Consider the following 19,333-nt stretch of genomic DNA (forward strand, 5'->3'; position numbering starts at 1 on the left):
ACCGGGCTGTGTTTTTACGCTTTGGTCTTGGGCTTGCGCTCGCTCCACAGCACCCACGCAGAGGTGGAAACGCACAGCGAAGTATACACACCGCTGATCATGCCCATCATCAGCGGGAACGCAAAGGTAAAGATGCTGTCCAGACCGTACAGCTTTGCCACGACACACATAACACCCAGTGCCATTACCGTGGTAATGGTGGTGATGAGGGTGCGGCGGGCAGACTGATTGACCGAGCGGTTGACCAGCTCTTCAAACGAGGCTTTTTTGCCCATCAGGGTGCGGTTTTCACGGATACGGTCGTAGACCACAACGGTATCATTGATGGAGTAGCCCAGAATGGTCAGCATGGCTGCAATGAAATTGCCGTCCAGCGGAGTGCGCAGCAGCACGAAGGTGCCAAACACCACCATCAGGTCGTTCACCAATGCCAGCACTGCCATCATGCCGCCGGTCAGGCCGCCGATGTTCTTGAAGCGCAGGGCAATGTACAGCAGGATCAGCACCAGTGCGAACACCACAGCCACCAGACTCTTCTGCAGGAACTTGATGCCCATGGCAGCGCTGACATTGCTCAGGGACAGCTGCTCAAAGTGGTTTTCCGGATAGCTCTCGTTCAGGCTGTCCAACAGGTCGGCCACCTGTTCCGTGGTCACCGTCTCGGTGCCGGGCATGGAAATTTTCAAGGTCTGGTCGCCGGTGGCAACGTTCTCGCCGGTCTGCAGGGTCAGGCCGGTGCTGTCCAGTGCAGCGGAAGCCGTTTTCTGCACATCCGCCGTGGTAAAGCTGCCCTCGTAGCTCAGGGTGATCATGGCACCGCCGGTGAACTCGGTATCCAGATGGACGCCGAACACCACAGCGCACAGCACGATGGCTGCCATCAGGCAGGTGGAAATAGTCAGGAAGCGCTTGCGCAGGCCCACAAAATCGATGGGCTTCTTTTCTGCCGTTTCCTTGCCGGGCTTTTCAGCGCCGTAAAGCCAGGGGTTGCGCAGTGCCTTAATGGAAGCTGCGCCGCGGATCATCACACGGGTAGCAAACACGCCAAACACAAAGTTCAGCAGCACGCCGGTAAGCAGCGTGTAGCCGAAAGCATAGATCGTACCGGCAGTGGACGGGCCAAAGGCAAAGAATACAAAGTGCAGTGCCTTGGCAAACAGGCCGTCCGAGGGGCCGAAGGCACCCATCAGCACAATCGCCACGATAACGATGGTCACGTTGCCGTCAATGATCGGCGTCAGGCCGCGGGCAAAGCCGCTCTTGAGTGCACCGTCCAGCGACTTGCCGTTCTTCAGCTCTTCCTTGATGCGCTCTGCGGTGATAACGTTGGCATCCACACCCATGCCGATGGCCAGAATGATGCCGGCGATACCGGGCAGGGTCATGGTGAAGCTTTCAAATACCGGGAAATAACCGGACACGAACGCCAGCGTTGCCGCCACCTGACCGGCCAGTGCCATGCAGGCCAAAAAGCCCGGCAGGCGGTACAGGATGGTCATGAATACCACGATCAGCGCAAATGCGATCAGACCGGCCAGCACCATGGCGCTCAGGCTGTTTTCGCCCAGGCTGGGGCTGACGGTAGAGTAGCTGTCCACAGTCAGCGCAAAGGGCAGTGCGCCGGAGTTGATCTGGCGGGCCATCTTGACGACCTGCTCCTGCGTGAAGGGATTGGATGCCGAACTGGTGATGATGGCAGAGCCATCGGTGATCGCAGTGTTCACGGTTGCGGTGCTCACGTTCTCGTCATCCAGCCAGATGCTGATGGTACCTTTGGACGCGGCCAGCCGGGTGGTCGCATCACCGAATGCCTTGGCACCGTCGTCCGTAAATTTCAGAGAGACGAAATACTCCGATGCACCCCCGCTGGTCACAGGGCCATACTGGGCTGCGGCGCTCTCGATCATGGAGCCGTCCAAAATCAGCTCACCGTCGGCACTGCTGCCCTCCCGGAAGGTGAGGTACGCGGTGGTGCCGATCTCGTCGATCGCCGCTTCCGGGTCAAAATCCGTCTCACCGGACTGCCACGGAAACTCGAGGATCAGGCTGTCGGAGGTGTTGTCCACATACAGCTCATAGTCGGTCACGTTCAAAGCGACCAGACGGTTCTCAATTACAAGCTGCGCGGCCTCCAACTGTTCTTCGGTGGCATCGTAGCCATCCGACGGCACAAAGGTGACGTTTACGCCGCCCTTGATATCCACACCGAAGCGGATATCCTTTGCGCCCTTGATGTAGGTCGTGGTCGTATCGCCGTACTTGGCATATACGCCGAAGAAGGCAGTGTAGACGAACACTGCGATCAGCAGCACTGCGGCGACAAGATGCCATGCTTTGCCTTTTGTTTTCATAAAATTCAGGGAACCTCCAAAAGCAGCGGCACAGACAGCCGCTGCCCGTATTCTGGTACAGACCCGCCTTCTGCGGGCCGTCTTTCTTCCGCAGGGCAGCCGTCATGCCGGCTTTCCTGCGACAAAACTCCCCTGACGGCTCAAGCGAGCCGCACAGAGGAGATAAAATCAGGAATCGTTAGATCTTAGTCCGCCTTATCAGCCAGCAGCTTTTCCACGACCGCCAGACGCACGCAGACGCACAGCAGTTCGGACGCCATTTCTACCTCGTCCAGACTGGGATAGGTAGGTGCAATGCGCAGGTGAGAATCCTGAGGATCCTTGTGGTAGGGATAGGCAGAACCGGCACCGGTCAGGGTCAGGCCCGCATCCTTGCACAGACCTGCCACGCGCTTTGCACAGCCGGGCATCACATACAGGCTGATGAAGTAGCCGCCCTTGGGGTCTGTCCAGTGGGCAATGTCGCCGCAGGGAATGAGGTTGTTCTTGAATGCCGTCTTGACGGCATCGAAGCAGGGCACCAGACGACGGCGATGCTTTGCCATGTGGGCCAGAACGCCTTCCTTGTTCTTCAGGAAGCGGACATGGCGCAGCTGGTTCATCTTGTCGTAGCTGATGATCATGACCGAGAAGCGCTTGCACATATACTTCATGCTGCTCTCGCTGCAGGCAATGGCAGAGACGCCTGCGCCCGGGAAGGTGATCTTGCTGGTGGAGGTGAACATGAACACACGGTCTTCGTTGCCGTACTTCTTGCTCTCGTTCAGCAGCACCGGAGTCTCGATGATCTCATCGGTGAGATGATGGACGATATAGGCCTCATCCCAGAAGATCTTGAAATCAGGCGCAGCGGTCTTCATCTTCGCAAAACGCTCGATGGTCTCATCGCTGTAGGTGTAGCCATCAGGGTTAGAATACTGCGGCACGCACCAGATGCCCTTGATATCGGCATCCTCGGCCACCAGCTTTTCCACAATATCCATGTCCGGGCCGTTGGGGGTCATCGGCACACTGATGAGCTCAAAGCCAAACTCCTCGGTGATGGCAAAGTGACGGTCATAGCCGGGCACCGGGCAGAGGAACTTGCGCTTCTCCACCTGAGACCAGGGGCACGGAGACTCCGGGAAACCAAACACATAGCCGATGTTGATGAGGTTGTACATCAGCTGCAGGCTGGAATTGCCGCCCACGAACACCTCGCCGGGCTGCACGCCGAATACATCCGCGAACAGCACACGGGCTTCCTGCAGGCCTTCCAGCTCACCATAGTTGCGGGCATCCGTGCCGGCATCGGTGGTGTAATCGTTCATCTTCAGCAGGTCCATGGCCAGATCCATCTGGTGAGGGCCGGGCTTGCCGCGGGCCATATTCAGCTTGAGGCCCTTGGCCTGAAATTCCTTGTACTTTGCTTCAAGCGCTGCCTTTTCAGCAGTGAGTTCATCACGGTTCATTGCAAGATAATTTGCCATTGGAAACACACTCCTTTATCGTACTTCCTGTTACCCATTGCGCTGGCGTTGCATCCGATGGAGCCTTCCTGCCAGGGAACCGGCTCCGTACTGCATCCAGACCTTAATATTATAGTACATTTTCAGCCCGGAAACAAGAATATTAAAACAAAAAGCCCTGCTAAAAGCAAAAAGCTTTTAAAACAGGGCTTTCACTCCCCTGCTGTGCGCCGAAGCGTCAGCTCAGAGAGGCTTGGTTTTTGTAGCGTTTGCGCACCGCACCGTATTCCAGATGGGCTTCTCCGCCCTCCACAGTGTCTTCATCCACCGTCACGCGGATGATGGTAGCATCTGTGGGCACATCATACATGATGGGCAGCAGGATGCCTTCCATCACGCTGCGCAGGCCGCGGGCACCGGTCTTGCGCTCAATAGTCTTGCGGGCAATGGCATGCAGTGCTTCATCGGTAAATTCCAGCTCCACATTATCCATGCCCAGCAGCTCTTTGTACTGCTTGACCAGACTGTTGCGCGGCTCCTTGAGCACACGCACCAGAGCATCCTCGTCCAGATCATCCAGCACGGTAATGACCGGCAGACGGCCGATCAGCTCCGGGATCAGGCCGAACTTGACCAGATCGTGAGGTTCCACCTTGCGCAGCAAAGCGCGCTCGGCTTCGCTGGAGTTATCCTTCAGGCTGCTGCCAAAGCCCAGCGCGGACTTATCCGTGCGGCGCAGGATATACTTGTCCAGACCATCAAATGCACCGCCGCAGATGAACAGGATATTGGTGGTGTCGATCTGGATGAACTCCTGCTGCGGGTGCTTGCGGCCGCCCTGCGGGGGAACATTGCTCACAGTGCCCTCAAGGATCTTCAGCAGGGCCTGCTGCACGCCTTCACCGCCCACATCGCGGGTGATGGAGGGGTTCTCGCTCTTGCGGGTGATCTTGTCGATCTCATCGATATAGATGATGCCGATCTGTGCCTTCTGCACATCGAAGTCCGCTGCCTGAATGAGCTTGAGCAGGATGTTCTCCACATCCTCGCCCACATAGCCGGCCTCGGTCAGGGTCGTGGCGTCGGCAATGGCGAACGGAACGCCCAGCATCTTGGCCAGAGTCTGCGCCAGCAGAGTCTTGCCCACGCCGGAGGGGCCCAGCAGCAGCACATTGGACTTCTGCAGCTCCACATCGCCGCCCTTGCCGCTGAGGATGCGCTTGTAATGGTTGTAAACCGAGACAGCCAGCACACGCTTTGCCTCGTCCTGACCGATCACATACTGGTCCAGACCTTCCTTGATCTCGGCCGGGGTCAGGATGTTGATATCCAGACCGTCTGCGGGCTGGATGTGTGCGCGGTTTGCACCGCCCCGTGCCGGGCGTGCGCTTTTGGGCTGATCCGGCTTATCGGAAAGCAGATCGTGGCACAGGCCGATGCATTCGCTGCAGATGTTGACGCCGGGGCCGATGATCATGCGCTCCACTTCGTCCTGATGCTTTCCGCAGAAGCTGCAGACCAGATCCTTTTCATTTTTGTCTCTGCCGGAATTGTTATTTGCCATAGCTGTTTTTCCTTATCCTGGGTAAATTAAATGTCAGCGGCTCAGCGATGGGCAATGACCTCATCGATCAGGCCGTATTCTTTTGCCTGCTGTGCGGACATATAGTTATCGCGCTCGGTATCCAGCTGGATCTTTTCCAGCGGCTGACCCGTGTACTCGCTGAGCATCCGGTTCATCTTATCGCGGATATACACCATGTGTTCAGCGTGGATCTTGATATCAGTGGTCTGGCCGGACAGGCCGCCGCCCTGACCGCCTGCGATCAGCGGCTGATGATCATGATCTCCGCATTGGGCAGTGCAAAGCGCTTGCCCTTGGTACCGCTTGCCAGCAGGAAAGCGCCCATGGAAGCAGCCATGCCCATGCAGATGGTGGAAACATCGCACTTGATATACTGCATGGTATCGTGGATGGCCATACCGGCGCTGATGGAACCGCCGGGGCTGTTGATATACAGGCTGATATCCTTATCCGGGTCCTGCCCTTCCAGATACAGCAGCTGTGCCACAACAAGGCTGGCCGTGGTATCGTTGACATCCTCACTCAGAACGATGATACGATCGTTCAGCAGACGGGAGAAAATATCGTAGGAGCGCTCGCCGTGGGACGACTGCTCTACAACGTAAGGAACAAAACTCATAAAGTTCGCCTCCTGAAATGGAATATAGTATTTGCAAAATTGACCGATACGGTTTCCCTGCCGGTTCTGCCGTATCGGTCAATTTTTACAACCTTTGATTGAAACCGTGCAGCGCGCCGCCAGCTTCAAAGGAGTGCAGCCGACTGATTACTCAGCGTCTGCTGCCTTCTCTTCCTCAGCAGCCTTCTCCACGATGTTTGCGTGGCTCTTGATGAAGTCGATGGCCTTGTTGATGGCCAGATCCTTCTTCAGGTCGTCAACATTGACCAGCTCACGGACCTTGTCCTCTTCCATCTTGTACTGGTCAGCGATGCGCTTGATCTCAGCGGAAACTTCCTCCTCGGAAGCCTCGATGTTCTCAGCAGCGGCAACAGCCTCCAGAGCCAGACGGATCTTGACCTGCTTCTCAGCCTGAGGCATGAAGGAGGCACGGAACTGCTCCATAGTCTGGCCCATATACTTCAGGTAGTCCTCGAGACGCAGACCCTGCTGCTCCACGCGGAATGCAAAGTCGTTGACCATCTCGTCCATGCGCTCATCGTACATTGCCTGGGGGATCTCGCCCTCCATGCTGTCGATGACCTGATCGACCAGAGCATTCTCAACAGCCAGGTCGTCCTGCTTGTCCAGCTGCTCCTGATTGTTCTTGCGGATGGAAGCCTTGAACTCGTCCAGAGTGTCGTACTCGGAGCAGTCCTTTGCCAGCTCATCATCCAGAGCAGGCAGCTCCTTGTACTTGACCTCGTGCAGCTTGATCTTGAACACAGCAGCCTTGCCAGCCAGCTCAGCAGCCTGATACTCGGTGGGGAAGGTGACGTTCACGTCGAACTCTTCGCCAGCGGAGTGGCCCACGATCTGATCCTCAAAGCCGGGGATGAAGCTGCCGCTGCCCAGAGTCAGGCTGTAGTGCTCAGCCTTGCCGCCCTCGAATGCGACGCCGTCCACAAAGCCCTCGAAGTCGATATCAGCGATATCGCCATTCTCAGCAGCACCCTCACGGGTCAGCTCACGGGCGTTGCGCTCCTGCACACGCTTCAGCTCTGCCTCAACAGCCTCGTCAGAGACAGTATGGACAGTCTTTTCCACCGTCAGACCGTTGTAGCTGCCGACCTTGACTTCGGGCTTGACAGCGACCTTGACGGTCAGGGTGACACCGTTGGTCTCGTCAGCAGAGTCAACAGTGACTTCCGGACGGCCGACCGGCTCCACGTTTGCTTCCTTGACAGCAGCCTCGAAAGCCTCGGGGAACAGCTCGTTGATGGCGTCGTAGGTAAAGACGTCCTTACCGTAGAACTTCTCGATCAGAGCGCGGGGTGCCTTGCCCTTGCGGAAGCCCTGAACAGGGTACTTCTTGCCTTCCTTCTTGAAAACATCGGCAGTGGCCTTCTTAAAAGCCTCTGCATCGATGGAGAACTGCAGCTCTGCCATGCTCTTCTCGAGCTTTTCACACTTGATGAGATTCATTTGTTTTTCCTCCACTCAAAAAATCTATTGCTCGGGGCAGGAAATTTTTGCCCTTTGCAACCGCGCACTGCGTCCTGAATGAACTTGCTTTTGCAACATGCGGGGACGCGCGCGCTCAATTGGGTGCAACAATCGCGTCAAAACTTATTATAGCACGCTTTGGACACAATTGCCAGTCCAAATTGTGAATTTTTATCATTTCTGCCCTTGCTGCAGCTTCCGCCCGGTCAGAACGTCTCTGTCCCGGACGATCAGTTGATGCGATATGGACAGAAACGCAGCCCATCCGCACTTACCAGCTTGTAGTGGATGCCGTCCACATCGCCCTGCACCGCATATCGGATCGCGTTGCCGTGCAGATGGCCGTAAAAGCAGGTTCTGATGCCATATTCTTTTAAGGTAGCTACGATCTCCGGGGCACTGGTGCCGGTGTATACCGGCGGATAGTGCAGGAACACCAGCTTTTCCAGTCCCGGTTCGGCGGCATCCAGACTCATGCGCAGCCGTCCGATCTCGCGGTTCATCACCTTTTCATCATGGGCCTCGCCTGCATCAAACAGCCAGCCCCGGGTGCCGCAGATGGCATAGCCCTCTACGCTGTAGGAATTGTTGTGCAGGATGTGCAGGGTGTCGAACCCCTCTGCTTTGAGGTAGGCGTTCATCTTATTGGCAGTGGACCACCAGTAATCGTGGTTGCCCTTCATGATGATCTTCTGTCCGGGCAGGCTCTGCAAAAATTCAAAGTCCCTGCGGGTATCGGTCAGGCGCATGGCCCAGCTGATATCTCCTGCCAGCACGATGGTATCTTCCGGTTTGATGAGCTTCCGCCAGTTTTTTTCCAGACGCTCCACATAATCGTTCCAGCCGGGAAAAATATCCATCGGCTTGGAAGCGCCCAGAGAAAGATGGGGATCGCCAAGCACAAAAAGTGCCATGTTTTTACTCCTGTTCTAAAATGCAGCAGGATGTATTATTCCTGATAGCCCAGCGCAACTTCGGCGATCTGCGCAGGCTCGATCACAGTGCTGAAGCGCTCCGGCTTCTGGCGCAGCGCAGCAAGACTTGCCGGTGCGGTATGCGCGGTAGCTGCTTCCAGCTGCTGCATTGCTTCAAAATCATTTTCCGGCGCGGACTGTCCCAAAGCCGTCAGCACGCTGCGCGGGAACTTGAAGGGAGACGCAGTGGACAGCACCACCATGGGCACCCCTTCGCGCTTTTTCTGTGCAGCCACATGGAAGGCCACTGCGGTGTGCGTATCGCACAGGTAGTTGTCCTTCTCATAGCGGGCACGGATCTCCCCTGCCACTTCTTCCTCGCTGCTCCAGCCGCAGGAGAAGCTCTCCTGAATGGCGGCCAGCGTCTCCGGACGTACCGTGTAGCTGCCGGTCTCGGCCAGACTCTTCATCAGGCCCGCCACCTCGGCATCGCTGCCGGTGACATGGTACAGCAAGCGCTCCAGATTGGAGGACACCAGAATGTCCATGCTGGGCGAAGTGGTCTTGAAGAACTCCCGCTTTGCGGTGTAGGTGCCGGTGGTGAGGAAATCGGTGAGGACGTTGTTCTCATTGGAGGCGCAGACCAGCTTGCCCACGGGCAGGCCCATGCGCTTTGCATAGTAGCCTGCCAGAATGTCGCCGAAATTGCCGGTGGGCACACAGAAATCCACTTCATCGCCGAAGGCGATGCTGCCCGCCTTGAGCAGCTGGGCATAGGCGGCAAAGTAGTAGACGATCTGCGGGACCAGACGGCCCCAGTTGATGGAGTTGGCGCTGGACAGGCGGATATCCCGTTTTGCCAGCTCGGCCGCAATGGCCTTATCGCCAAAGACCTTCTTCACACCGGTCTGGGCATCGTCGAAGTTGCCGCGCACCGCGTAGACTGCCACGTTGGCACCCTCCTGCGTTGCCATCTGCAGACGCTGGATCTCGCTGGTGCCGCCCGTGGGATAGAACACTGCGATCTCCACACCCGGGATATCATGGTAGCCGTCCAGAGCTGCCTTGCCGGTATCGCCGCTGGTCGCCACAAGGATCAGGGTCTTTTCCGTGCGGCCCAGATTCTTTTTGGCTTCCACCAGAAGCTTCGGCATCAGCTGCAGAGCGTAATCCTTGAATGCACAGGTAGGGCCATGCCACAGCTCCAGCGCATAGGTATCTCCCTCCACCGGAGCAAGGTATCCGGCCTTGCCTCCGAAAGCGTCGCCATAGGTCTTGCGGGCCGCTTCCGTCAGAAAGTCCTGCGAATAGTCGGTCAGATATTCCTTGATGACAGCAGCTGCCATAGCCGGGTAATCCAGCTCACACAGCGCCTTCACATCCACCTGCGGAAAGCTTTCAGGGACAAACAGGCCGCCCTCGTTGGACAGGCCCTGTGCGATTGCTTCCGAGGAAGTCACTTTGCGGTTTTGGTCTCTGGTACTGAAAAACTGCATTGTTGTCGCTCCTTTTTCGCCGTGGAACGCTGAAAACACGTTCCTGCTGCTACGGCAGAGAAGATCCCTGCCCGTACATTTCCCACCGGGGCGCTTGCTTTACGCAAGAAAAGCGCCCCTTATAATATGTACCATCCAGCGCCCGCTGTCAAGAGGGAACACTTCCGCCACATCAAATCGCACCGGCGCATCGCTCTGTCCGGTACACTGCAGATAGTGCTGTGCTGCAAAGATCAGCCGCTTCTGTTTGGCGGCATTGACCGCAGCAGCCGGGCGCGAAACGGCGTCCGAGCTGCGGGTCTTTACCTCGCAGATGACAATGGTCCCATCCGGTTCCTGTACCACCACGTCCAGCTCCCCCATCCGGGTGTGGAAGTTATGCGCCAGCAGCCTGCAGCCCTGCTTCTGATACCAGCGGGCCGCAGCGGCTTCTCCCCTGTGCCCCGTCTCAGCGCGGTTCACTTTCCGTTCTCCGGCCAGTAGCCCTGTTTTTTCAGGAAGCTGCGGCGGTAGAATGGCTGGATGCCGTACTGCGCAATGAGCTCATAGTGGAGCTTGGTCGGGTAGCCCTTGTGCTTTGCCAGCTGATACTGCGGGTACTGTCTGTCCAGTTCCAGCATATAGCGGTCACGGCTGACCTTGGCAAGGATGGATGCCGCGCCGATGCTGGCGCTGGTAGCGTCGCCCTTGACCACCGGCTGTGCCGGGATCTGCAAACCCGCCGGAGTGCGGTTGCCGTCCACCAGCACGAGGTTCGGCACGATGTCCAGCTCTTCCACGGCCTGCTTCATGCCGCCCATGGTGGCGTTGAGGATGTTTTCCCGGTCGATGATTTCCGGCCCCACAAAAATAATTTTGTAGGCCAGCGCCTTTGCAACGATCTCGTCAAACAGAGCTTCCCGTTTTTTCTCGGTGAGCTTTTTGGAGTCGTTGATGCCAAAGACCGGATTTTCCGGGTCCAGAATACAGGCCGCTACGCACACCGGGCCGCACAGAGGGCCGCGCCCGGCTTCGTCCACGCCTGCAAAGCAGCCATACTGACTGCGTACAGCGGCATCGTATTCATACAGCGGAGCCGAGATCTCCTCATCGGAACGGCGCTTCATTCCTCTTCCTCCTCGGCAAAATCCGTCAGGTCATCCCGCTGCGGCGGGCGCTCCAGCGAAATGCGGCCCCACTTGCAGGCGCGGAATTCATCCACCAGCATAATGGCGCAGCGCTCGGTGTTCACCTCGCCGCCGCGCACCAGCAGGCCGCGCTTGCGGCCGATGGCTTCCATCAGCTCGTAGGGCGGCAGTGCCAGCGTTTCGGCATCCAGCTTGTAGCGCTGGGCCACAAGGTCGGGATAGTTGCGGCGCACCTCATCCAGCAGGTTCATGGCCAGCTCTTCCACGTCCAGAATATCATCCTTGATGGAGCCGATGAAGGCCAGATTGGATGCAATGGTCTTGGAGTCAAACTTCTTCCACAGTACGCCGGGCATATCCAGCAGATCAAATTTGTCGGTGCTGACCCACTGCTTGCCCTTGGTCACACCCGGGCGGTCTGCTGCTTTGGCGCGGGCAGAGCCTGCAAAGGTGTTGATAAAGGTGGACTTGCCCACATTGGGGATGCCGCACAGCATCACCTGCGTCTTGGCACCGCCCATGCCGCGGTTCTGGCGGCGTTCCAGCAGGCCGGCCAGTTCTTTTTCGATCGCAGTCTTAACGGCATTGGCGCCGCCCTTCTGCTTGGCGCTGATCGCCACGCAGCCGGCGTCTGCTGCACGGAAGTATCGGATCCATTCTTCCGTTACGACCGGATCGGCCAGATCTGCCTTGTTCAGCGCATAGAGCTTCGGCTTGCGGGCCGTGATGCGCTCGATCTCCGGGTTCAGGCTGGAAAGCGGGATGCGGGCATCCAGCAGCACAAGGCTTGCATCCACATGCTGGATCTCCTGCTCCATCATGCGCAGGGTCTTGGTCATGTGGCCCGGGAACCACTGAATATTGTACTGGTTTGCAAAGCGGGTATCCATTTCGTTCATTTTACCACCCCAAAATCTGTAAAGGGCATAAAGCACACAAGCACCTTGCCCAGAATATCCCGTTCGTCGATGCAGCCGACATAGGTGGAGCGGCTGTCCAGCGACTGGTTGCGGTTGTCGCCCATCACAAACACCGTGCCCTCCGGCACTGTGTACGGGAACTGCACATCGTAGCCAAGATAGGTAGGCTCTGCAATGTAGTCCTCCTGCAAGACCTCACCGTTCACCGCCACGGTGCCGGTTGCATAATCGATGGAGACCGTATCGCCGCCTTTGGCGATGACACGCTTGACCAGCGGCTTGCCGTAGGAGGTATAGCTGTCCACAATGACCACATCACCGCGCTGAGGCTCGTAGCCCGCCCCCCACACGATGAGCTTGTCGCCGTTGACCAGCGTGGGCACCATGGAGCTGCCGTCCACCTGAATAATGCGGAAGAAAAACGAAAAGATCAGCACCAGCACCAGCGCTGCCGAGATCAGGGCCTCGTACCATTCCAGCAGATTCTGCCCGCGCACGGGCTTTGTCTGTTCCTGCTTTTCCATATCCGGTACACCTCACCTTCTGGTTTTACACTGCTGACCCGATTATACCGCAGCCGACAGGCTTTCTGCAAGCCAGATCACCTGTCGGCTGCACAGTTTTTTCAAATTTTTGATAAAGAAAAAAGGGACAACGAGGTTGTCCCTTTTCTCCCGTTTCAAATCGGGGATGATCAAATATCGCTCTTGACCTTGGCAGCCTTGCCGGTACGGCCACGCAGGTAGAACAGCTTTGCGCGGCGGACCTTGCCCTTGCGGACAACGGTGACCTTCTCAACGAAGGGGCTGTTGATGGGGAAGACACGCTCGATGCCGACACCGTAAGCAACGCGGCGAACGGTAAAGGTCTCAGCAACGCCGCCGTGCTTCTTTGCGATCACAGTGCCCTCAAAGGCCTGGATGCGCTCACGGTCGCCTTCCTTGATACGAACATCAACGCGGACGGTGTCGCCAACGTTGAACTGGGGCTTTTCAGCCTTGATGCTGCCTTCAGAAATAATCTTCAGTGCGTCCATTTTTGAATCCTCCATTTGTTTTTAGACGTTCATGCACGGCACCTTGCCGTCAGAGGACCGCCCGTTTAATGATATTGTCATTAACCCCGCTGTGGTCTCAGCGGACACTAACGCCTAAATAGGATATCACAAAACCCGCGTGAATGCAAGCGTTCTGACCAAAATAAATGCAAAAATTTTCTGTTTTGCCCAACAGACGGTCTTTCACGCTCTGATCAGACAAACAGCTGCTTATCTGCCGTCAAAAACTTTTTGCGCAGGATGTTGGCGCTGACGGCAGGCAGACCGAATTTTTCCTCCAGAAAGCCGGTGAGCAGCGAGGGGTTCAGGTTCAGTTCCTGTGCGGCCGGCATGCACAGATCAATGTGCAGGCTGTCCCCCTCCGTGGTGTACTCCACCTGCGGGATGTGATCCTTCAGCTCAATGATCTTGTTGCCTTTTTTGCCGTGCTTTTCCACCGGGGCGCTTTCCAGCGCATTGTACTGATCCAGCGCCGCAGCCGCTGCTGCCGGGTAGGTGATGCGATAGCATGCGTAGGCAATGAGGTCCGCCTTCATCTGCACCGGGCCAACGTGCGTGATCACGATACCTGCGGGCATGATGGCATTGAGGGCCGCTTTCCACTGCTCAAAATCCGGGGCTTCCGCTTCGGTCTTGACGTCCACGCACTCGCACTCACTCTCCTGCCCCAGCGAAAGCGGGCAGGCAAAGGTCATATAGATGTGGGGATTGAAGCCCAGCGTATGCCACACCGGCAGGCCGCTGCGCTTGAGCACACGCTGCATCACACGCTGCAGGTCCAGCAGGGAAATGTAGGAGGCCTCATTCTTTTTCTCAAACGAGATTCTGACTGTAATCAAAGCAGGGACCTCCTAACAGATGATTTGCACCGCAGCCGTGGCAGGCACGGTTGCAGGGCTGGGTGGTCTGGGCGGCAAGCGCCTTTTGGTACTCCCGCACCAGATATTCGTGGGTGACGCCGTAATCCATGTGGGACCAGGGCGTCACTTCGTCCAGACCGATGGGCCGCTGGCAGTAGAATGCCGGGTCGATGCCCAGATCTGCAAAGGTTTGCAGCCATGTGTCGTACTTGAAGCACTCTTCCCAGCCGTCAAAGTAGCAGCCGCGCTTGTAGGCTTCCACAATGACCGGGGCAAGGCGGCGGTCGCCCTTGGCAAACACGCCCTCCAGAAAGCTGGTGGTGCTGTCGTGATAGTTGACCTTGATCTTGCGGCTGCGCACGCTTTCCAGCAGATGCTTCTGCTTGGCCTGCAGGGTCTCGGCCGTATCCATGGGCACAAACTCAAAGGGAGTATGGGGCTTGGGCACAAAGCAGGCACAGCTGATCGTCACCTGAACGCCCTTTCCCTTGCCGCGCCTGGGCAGAGAATAGTAAAGATCGACCACCTTCTGCGCCGTCTCTGCGATGCCCTCAATGTCCTCCATGGTCTCGGTGGGCAGGCCCATCATGAAGTAGAGCTTGACCGAGGTGTAGCCCGCGTTGAATGCAATGGTGCAGGTCTTTTCGATCTCGTCCCATGTGACATTCTTGTTGATGACGTTGCGCAGGCGCTGGGTGCCGGCTTCGGCGGCGAAGGTCAGGCCGCTCTTGCGCACCTTGGTGGTTTTTTCAATGAGGCTCTGGGAGAAGTTGTCCACACGCAGGCTCGGCAGCGACAGGCTGACATGCTCCTTGGGTGCCCACTCGTTCAGATCATCCAGCAGCTCTTCCAGCTGTCCGTGGTCAGAGGTGGACAGGCTGGAAAGGCTCAGCTCCTCATAGCCGGTGTTGGCGCACAACTCCTGCGCCGCCCTGTTCAGAAGGCCCGCGTCACGCTGGCGCATGGGGCGGTACAGAAAGCCCGCCTGACAGAAGCGGCAGCCGCGCACACAGCCGCGCAGCACCTCGATGCTGGCGCGATCCTGAATAGCACCCACCATGGGCACCACGAAATTCGTGGGCGGGGCGAACTCGTTCAGGTCCTTGATGATGGCCTTGGTGATGCGCGCCGGGATGCCCGGCTCGTTGGGGGTGATGGCCTTGACCCGGCCATCCTCGTAATACTCCACATCGTAGAACGCCGGGATATAGACGCCGGGGATCTTTGCAATGCGCAGCAGCAACTCCTTTTTGGAGACGCCGCCCTCTTTTTTGGCCTTTTCGATCTCGGCACAGATGCCGGGCAGCTGGTTTTCACCCTCGCCCAGCTGGATCACATCAAAAAAGTCCGCGATCGGCTCCGCATTGCAGGCACAGGGGCCGCCCGCCACGATCAGCGGCCAGCGTTCGTCACGGTCTTTGGAATAGAACGGGATGCCGGCCAGATCCAGCATGGCCAGAATGTTGGTATAGGACAGCTCGTACTGCAGGGTGAAGCCCACTGCGTCAAAGGCGGTGAGCGGGTCCTTGCTCTCCATGGTGTAGAGCGGCAAGCCAAGGCGTTCCATTTCAGCCTTCATGTCCAGCCAGGGCATGAAAGCGCGCTCACACCACCAGTTTTCGCGGCGGTTGAGCAGCTCATAGAGAATCTTTTCGCCGAGGAAGGACATGCCCACCTCATAGGTGTCCGGAAAGCAGAACGCAAAGCGGACATCCACTTTTTCTTTGTCCTTATATACACTGCCGGGTTCTCCGCCGGTATAACGGCCGGGCTTCTGTACCCGTCCCAATGCTTCTTTCAGTTTTGGATCAAACATCGAGTCCTCCAATAAACAGTCCATTTTTACACGTCATTTTATTGTACCCGAAATGAGCTGTTTTTTCAATCGTTTCCCTTAAACTTTTTGCCTGCGCACCGCATTTCGCGCAGGCAGGACGCCAGCTGCGCCCCATCCAGCGGTGGAACGGGCAGCAGGTTGAATCCCCCGGTCAGTAGATTTGCCGCCCAGAAGGCACTGCCGCGGATGGTCAGTTCCTGTTCCAGCCGCAGCGTCCAGATGCCCGCCAGCATGAAATTGACCGCCGGGCCTGCAACAGCCAGCCAGAAGAGCCGCCCCGGTGAAAGGCCCCGGGCCGGAGCGTCCATCCGCATACAAAAGCCGGTCATGGTCACCTCAATGACCGGAAAGCGGCGCAGCAGCGCACAATACACCAGAATGTGTCCGCACTCGTGCAGGAACGCCGCCAGCAGGCCCAGCCGCAGAAAGCCGCTGGCATCGAAGTACAGCAGAAAATACAGGGAACCGCACAGCAGCACCGGGTCCCGGAACACCAGAGGCCCCAGCCGCAGGGCATCAGGATGCTTCATGCGAAAGGCCCAGTGCATCTGCCGGGTCACAGGCTTTTCCCTGACGATACAACTCAAAATGCAGATGTGCCCCGGTGGCCCGGCCGCTCTTCCCTGCTGTGCCGAGGGTCTGCCCGGCCTCTACGGCTTCGCCCGGACGGACATAGATATACTGCAGATGGGCATACACCGCCGCTGTTCCATCCGCAAGCAGAAGCTCTATGCAGCTGCCATAGCTGGTACTTCGCTTTGTGCGGAGCACGGTGCCGCCCTGCACCGCAAGGATGCCGGTGCCCTCGGCGCAGGCAAGGTCGATGCCTTTGTGGAATGCCCGTTTGCCCGTAAAGGGGTCCTCCCGCCAGCCGTATCCGTCCGAAATGCGCCACTGTGTGGTCTCCAGCGGAAAGCACAAGGCATCCTCCGTTTTCGACTGTGCCCGTGCCGGGAGCACCAGTCTGACGCAAAGCAGCGCTCCCAGCAGGGCCGCTGCCCGGAAAAGGGCCGATTTCTTCCCATATTTTGCGTGTTTTATGCGCCGTCCTGCTCGTCCGCTCCGCTTTGTCTGCATACCGTTTCCCCTTTCCGCTGTAGTCCACTGTATGCAGGCGGCGGTTCAAAAAGACCCGGCGGGGCTTTTCCCTGCCGGGTCTTACAGTGCTGTTATCTGCGGAACTTGAAGAGGTTCAGGAACTGCTTCAGGCGGCTCTTCTGTGCAGGCGCTTCAGCGATGGCCGGTTTTGCCGGCTTTGGCACAGAAGCAGGCCGGGGCGCCGTTTTTTTGCGGTTCACCATCTGTTCCAATTCGTCAAAGTGATCGTGTTCCTCCGGTTTCGGGGCCGCATCCAGATGGATGGGTGCCGACGGTTCAGGAGCCTTTTTCGGCTCCTGCTTCTGTACGGGGAGCTCCACCGTCTTTGTCTCCGGTTTCTCTGCAGACGGTTCTGCAGCGGGAGCTTCTGCAGTCAACGGTTCCGTCGGAGCTTCCACAGCCGCCGGGGCCGTTTTTTCACAGGCAGGAACTTTTCCAGTCCAGTCATCCCGAAGCAGCTCATACATATCCATCTGGCCGTTGACCGGTGCTTCGCCCTCGGCAGGCTTCACCTTCTGGTAGCTGCCATCCGGGCGCATCTCGCGGGCATTGACGTTATCCCGCAGCTGCAGCTGCAGAATATCGGTGAGCTTCTGCACCAGCACCGGGTCATCCACCCGGACGCCCACCTCCACGCGGCACTCCGTGTTGCGGGTGAGGAAGTCGCCGGAAGCAATATAAATGCGGGTGTGCACTCCATCAAAGAAGCTGTAAATGCGGCCATGCTCCAGATAACGGCCCACAAGGCTGCGGATGTGCAGGTTTTCGGTCTTGCCGGGCACCTCTGCACGCACACAGCAGATGCCGCGCACGATCATGTCGATGCGCACACCGGCACAGCTGGCTTCCTGCAGTTTCAGGATGATGTCGCGGTCACTGATGGAGTTGTTCTTCAGGATCATGGACGCCGGGCGGCCCATGCGGGCGGCGGCGATCAGGTGGTCCATTTCTTCCAGAAGCACGCTCTTGAACCGCAGCGGTGCTACCAGCATCTTGCTGCTGTCTTCGGTCAGGCGCTGTACGGCAAGGTTCTGGAATACGTTGGATGCTTCCTCGCCAATGACGGGATCGGCCGTGATAAAGGAATAATCGGTGTACAGCTCACTGGTTTTTTCGTTGTAGTTGCCGGTGCCGATCTGGGTGATGTAGGAGTAGCCCTGTGCACCCTTGCGGGTGATGAGGGTCAGCTTGGAGTGCACCTTGTAATCATCAAAGCCATAGATAACGGTGCAGCCTGCTCCTTCCAGCTGCTTGGACCAGTCAATGTTGTTCTGTTCGTCAAAGCGGGCGCGCAGCTCCACCAGAGCCACCACTTCCTTGCCGTTTTCGGCCGCTTCCATCAACGCCTGCACGATCTGGGATTCCCGCGCCATACGGTAGAGGGTCATCTTGATGGAAATGACCTCCGGGTCATGTGCCGCCTTTTTGAGCATGGCAATGAAGGGCCGGATAGACTGGTACGGGTAGCTGAGCAGCACATCATGCTTCTGCACCTCAGCAGCAAGATCGTACTGCGGCGGCGGCAGCATGGGCCGTGCCGCCGGGTAGAACAGCTCCGGATGTCCGTCTGCCTCGATCCTGCCGGTGAGCTTATAGAAGAAGCTCAGATCCAGCGGGCTTTTCTGCACGAACACCCGCTTATGGGTCAGCACAAGGCGGTTGCACAGCAGGCGTTCCACCTCCGGGGCAGATGCCGTTGTGATCTGCAAACGCACAGCCGCCAGCTTGCGGCGGCGCTTGAGCAGATCGGACATGATCTCACGGTAATCGATATCGTGATCCATCATGCCCTCTTTCACGTCGATGTCCGCATTGCGGGTCACGCGGAACAGGCACTTTTCCTGAATGGCATCCTTGCCAAAAATGCTGGCCGCAAAATGCAGCACCAGCTCCTCGGTGAGGGCAAACAGCGTCTCGCCATCTTTTTTTACAATGTGCATCCGTTCCATCTGGCTGGAAATGGGGATGATGCCCAGACTCTGCCCTGCAGGGTGCTTTTCCCTGAGCAGTACGCCCAGATAGATCTCCTGGTTGCGCAGGAACGGGAACGGATGGCGGTTATCCACGATCTGCGGGCTGAGGATGGGGAACAGCTCGGTCTGGAAATATTTTTTCCAGAAATGCTCTTCTTCCTTGGTCAGATGGTTAAAGTCCACCTTGTGATAACCGCATTCCGCCAGCGTTTCCAGCGCCTTTGCGTAGTATTTGTCGCATTCTTCCTGCAGCTGCGCCGTTTTGGGCATGATGGCAGTCAGCTGTTCCGCCGCGGACATGTTGGTCTTGTTTTCCCTCTTGACCTTTTTGCCCTGTTCCTGTTCCAGATTGGCGCGCTCCTGCAGAGAACCCACGCGCACCATGAAAAATTCGTCCAGATTCGAGCCATAGATCGCAAGAAACTTGACCCGTTCTGCAAGCGGAACATTTTTATCTTTGCCCAATGCAAGAACGCGCTGATTAAAATCCAGCCAGCTCAGTTCCCGGTTGATAAAAATGGTATCGTCACTCATAGTATTCCCCTTTTCCAGCTGCCTTGCGG

The 19,333-nt window shown here is 57.5% G+C and carries 16 protein-coding genes and 1 pseudogene; all 17 read right to left on the reverse strand.

Features of this window, described 5'->3' with window-relative positions; translation table 11 throughout:
- Nucleotides 1-14: 14 nt before the first annotated feature.
- Nucleotides 15-2,351: a protein translocase subunit SecF gene (gene secF, locus ACKXF7_RS12420; RefSeq protein ID WP_348583543.1), complete on the reverse strand. Its 2,337-nt coding sequence runs from the start codon at nucleotides 2,349-2,351 to the stop codon at nucleotides 15-17.
- A gap of 185 nt (nucleotides 2,352-2,536) precedes the next feature.
- Entirely contained in the window at nucleotides 2,537-3,820 is a 1,284-nt protein-coding gene (locus tag ACKXF7_RS12425; RefSeq protein ID WP_249238681.1) for an aminotransferase, read from the reverse strand.
- 217 nt (nucleotides 3,821-4,037) lie between these two features.
- Nucleotides 4,038-5,363 carry an ATP-dependent Clp protease ATP-binding subunit ClpX gene (clpX, locus tag ACKXF7_RS12430; protein WP_249238680.1) on the reverse strand — a complete coding sequence of 442 codons (1,326 nt, stop codon included), beginning with the start codon at nucleotides 5,361-5,363 and terminating at the stop codon, nucleotides 4,038-4,040.
- A gap of 41 nt (nucleotides 5,364-5,404) precedes the next feature.
- A pseudogene (locus ACKXF7_RS12435) lies at nucleotides 5,405-6,003 on the reverse strand (ATP-dependent Clp protease proteolytic subunit).
- Nucleotides 6,004-6,150: 147 nt separating this feature from the next.
- On the reverse strand, nucleotides 6,151-7,467 hold the full coding sequence (gene tig / locus ACKXF7_RS12440; RefSeq protein WP_423741466.1) for a trigger factor: 1,317 nt from the start codon (nucleotides 7,465-7,467) through the stop codon (nucleotides 6,151-6,153).
- Between the two features lie 251 nt (nucleotides 7,468-7,718).
- Nucleotides 7,719-8,402, reverse strand: a complete 684-nt coding sequence (locus tag ACKXF7_RS12445; RefSeq protein ID WP_339394826.1) for a metallophosphoesterase — start codon at nucleotides 8,400-8,402, stop codon at nucleotides 7,719-7,721.
- Nucleotides 8,403-8,437: 35 nt separating this feature from the next.
- Nucleotides 8,438-9,898, reverse strand: coding sequence for a threonine synthase (thrC, locus tag ACKXF7_RS12450; protein WP_348583546.1), 1,461 nt, complete (start codon nucleotides 9,896-9,898; stop codon nucleotides 8,438-8,440).
- A 99-nt stretch (nucleotides 9,899-9,997) separates the two neighbouring features.
- A complete protein-coding gene (locus ACKXF7_RS12455) occupies nucleotides 9,998-10,360 on the reverse strand; it encodes a YraN family protein (protein WP_423741467.1) in 363 nt (120 codons plus the stop codon).
- Nucleotides 10,357-11,004: a ribonuclease HII gene (locus ACKXF7_RS12460; RefSeq protein WP_423741468.1), complete on the reverse strand. Its 648-nt coding sequence runs from the start codon at nucleotides 11,002-11,004 to the stop codon at nucleotides 10,357-10,359. The genes ACKXF7_RS12455 and ACKXF7_RS12460 overlap by 4 nt, the downstream gene beginning before the upstream one ends.
- Nucleotides 11,001-11,924, reverse strand: a complete 924-nt coding sequence (gene ylqF, locus ACKXF7_RS12465; RefSeq protein WP_423741469.1) for a ribosome biogenesis GTPase YlqF — start codon at nucleotides 11,922-11,924, stop codon at nucleotides 11,001-11,003. The genes ACKXF7_RS12460 and ylqF overlap by 4 nt, the downstream gene beginning before the upstream one ends.
- Nucleotides 11,921-12,469 (reverse strand): signal peptidase I, encoded by a 549-nt coding sequence (gene lepB / locus ACKXF7_RS12470; RefSeq protein ID WP_249238672.1) that lies wholly within the window; start codon nucleotides 12,467-12,469, stop codon nucleotides 11,921-11,923. The genes ylqF and lepB overlap by 4 nt, the downstream gene beginning before the upstream one ends.
- A 170-nt stretch (nucleotides 12,470-12,639) precedes the next feature.
- Nucleotides 12,640-12,981, reverse strand: a complete 342-nt coding sequence (gene rplS / locus ACKXF7_RS12475; protein ID WP_022257134.1) for a 50S ribosomal protein L19 — start codon at nucleotides 12,979-12,981, stop codon at nucleotides 12,640-12,642.
- A gap of 215 nt (nucleotides 12,982-13,196) precedes the next feature.
- Nucleotides 13,197-13,841: a TIGR03936 family radical SAM-associated protein gene (locus ACKXF7_RS12480; RefSeq protein WP_348583551.1), complete on the reverse strand. Its 645-nt coding sequence runs from the start codon at nucleotides 13,839-13,841 to the stop codon at nucleotides 13,197-13,199.
- Nucleotides 13,816-15,678, reverse strand: coding sequence for a TIGR03960 family B12-binding radical SAM protein (locus tag ACKXF7_RS12485; protein ID WP_423741470.1), 1,863 nt, complete (start codon nucleotides 15,676-15,678; stop codon nucleotides 13,816-13,818). The genes ACKXF7_RS12480 and ACKXF7_RS12485 overlap by 26 nt, the downstream gene beginning before the upstream one ends.
- A 65-nt stretch (nucleotides 15,679-15,743) precedes the next feature.
- Nucleotides 15,744-16,229: a peptidase gene (locus ACKXF7_RS12490; protein WP_423741471.1), complete on the reverse strand. Its 486-nt coding sequence runs from the start codon at nucleotides 16,227-16,229 to the stop codon at nucleotides 15,744-15,746.
- On the reverse strand, nucleotides 16,216-16,620 hold the full coding sequence (locus ACKXF7_RS12495; RefSeq protein WP_423741472.1) for a M23 family metallopeptidase: 405 nt from the start codon (nucleotides 16,618-16,620) through the stop codon (nucleotides 16,216-16,218). Before ACKXF7_RS12495 ends, ACKXF7_RS12490 begins: the two co-directional genes overlap by 14 nt.
- Before the next feature lie 248 nt (nucleotides 16,621-16,868).
- Nucleotides 16,869-19,322 (reverse strand): polyphosphate kinase 1, encoded by a 2,454-nt coding sequence (ppk1, locus tag ACKXF7_RS12500; protein WP_423742636.1) that lies wholly within the window; start codon nucleotides 19,320-19,322, stop codon nucleotides 16,869-16,871.
- Nucleotides 19,323-19,333 lie beyond the last annotated feature (11 nt).

It is taken from the genome of Faecalibacterium sp. 7 (assembly GCF_049562865.1).
Lineage (GTDB): Bacteria > Bacillota > Clostridia > Oscillospirales > Ruminococcaceae > Faecalibacterium > Faecalibacterium wellingii.